Raw genomic sequence first — 1,777 nt, forward strand, 5'->3', positions numbered from 1 at the left:
GCTTAAACATTATAAGCCATAAAAGGAAACAAATTAAAACAATTATAAATTTAAATAATTATGAAAACAACAATTAAAATTGCTGCCGTTGCTATGATAGGAATGAGTTTAGGAATTTACGCTCAGGAGAATAAAATTGAAGCAACAGGTAATGTAGGAATTGGAACAACAAGTCCAAGTACCAAATTAAATGTTGTATCTAATGAAAATAAGAATTCTACAAAAGTATTAGTTCTAAGAGCGACAGGTACTGGAAGTGAATCTAATATGAATTATGATAGAACCAAACAGTCTTTAGGTATTGGTTTCAATAGACTTTGGGGAAGTAATGAGACTAACTTAGCAGGTATATATTCTTATGGTTCTTATGGATGGAGAGGGGGATTAGTTTTTAAAACAAAAAATTCAACAACTTCAACTGGTGAGGCCGACATTGAAGCTATGGTTATTCGTCCAGATGGTAATGTCGGAATCGGAACAACACAACCAGATATGGAATTAACTGTAAATGGAAAAATTCACACAAAAGAGGTTAAGATAGATTTATCAATACCCGCACCAGATTACGTTTTTAAATCAGATTATAAATTAAGAAGTATTGAAGAGGTAGAAAGTTTCATTAAAGAGAATAGTCATTTACCTGAAATTCCATCTGCAAAAGAATTTGCTAAAAACGGTGTAATGCAAGCCGAAATGGATATGAACCTTCTTAAAAAAATTGAGGAATTGACTTTGTATACTATTGATCAACAGAAAGAGATTAACTCTCAAAAAAAGGAGATTGAAGAATTAAAAAAGCAAAATTCTGAAATTAAAGAATTAAAAGTTTTAGTAGAGAAATTATTAAAAGATAACAACTAAGCGTAAGGGCTTATAACAGGGTATAAACCCCATTAAAACGGGGCTTATACAAAACGTTAGCACTAATAGAATACAAATGCGAAATTTAATTATCAGTCTACTTCCTATTTTGATATTTTCCTGCCAAAACAAGGAAAGTAAGGAAGACATGAAATTTAAGTCACCGACAGAAGTAGTAGCACCTGAATTTCAAACAATTTTAGACTCTTCAGATTTAGAAGGGGCAATACTACTATACGACAAGAAAAAAAATATTTATTATTCTAATAGCTTTTCGGAATCAAGAGTTCAACATTTGCCAGCTTCAACTTTTAAAATCCCAAATTCAATAATAGGACTTGAATTAAATATTTTAGAAAATGAAAAAACAATATTCAAATGGGATGGTGCTGAAAGATATCTTCCTGTTTGGGAACAAGACCTATCATTAAGAGATGCATTTCAAACATCCTGTGTTCCCTGCTACCAAGAACTTGCTAGAAAAATTGGGGTAGAAGAAATGAAGAAATATGTCGAAAAACTAAAATTTGGACAAATGGATATAGGCGAAGAGAGTATAGATAATTTTTGGTTAATGGGGTCTTCCAAAATAAGTCCATTTGAACAGGTTGACTTTTTAAAACGACTTAAAGAAAAACAATTGCCAATCTCAAAGTCCACTAATGAAACTATTGAAATAATTCTAGAAATCGAATCTACTGATTCCTACACACTGAGTGGTAAAACTGGAATGTCTGTATATGGAGAGAAAGATGTTGGATGGTTTGTCGGTTTCGTTGAGAAAGAAAGTAATGTTTATTACTTCGCGACCAAAATAAGTCCAAAATTAAATGATATGTCTAGAGATGATTTCAATCCTTTAAGGCAAGAAGTATCAATTAAAGCACTAAGTAAAATGAATATAATTGAATAAATA

General features: G+C 31.1%; 2 protein-coding genes. Both read left to right on the forward strand.

All coding sequences use genetic code 11. From position 1 onward, the window contains the following. The first annotated feature begins 60 nt into the window (after window positions 1-60). The gene (locus HRU49_RS14630) at window positions 61-861 is read left to right on the forward strand and encodes a tail fiber protein (RefSeq protein ID WP_296358469.1); all 801 of its coding nucleotides are present in this window, start codon (window positions 61-63) and stop codon (window positions 859-861) included. Between the two features lie 148 nt (window positions 862-1,009). Beyond that, window positions 1,010-1,774, forward strand: coding sequence for a class D beta-lactamase (blaOXA, locus tag HRU49_RS14635; RefSeq protein WP_296358471.1), 765 nt, complete (start codon window positions 1,010-1,012; stop codon window positions 1,772-1,774). The last annotated feature ends 3 nt before the right edge of the window (window positions 1,775-1,777 follow it).

Origin of the sequence: Winogradskyella sp., assembly GCF_013213975.1 — a bacterium.
In the GTDB taxonomy this organism is placed as follows: Bacteria; Bacteroidota; Bacteroidia; order Flavobacteriales; family Flavobacteriaceae; genus Winogradskyella.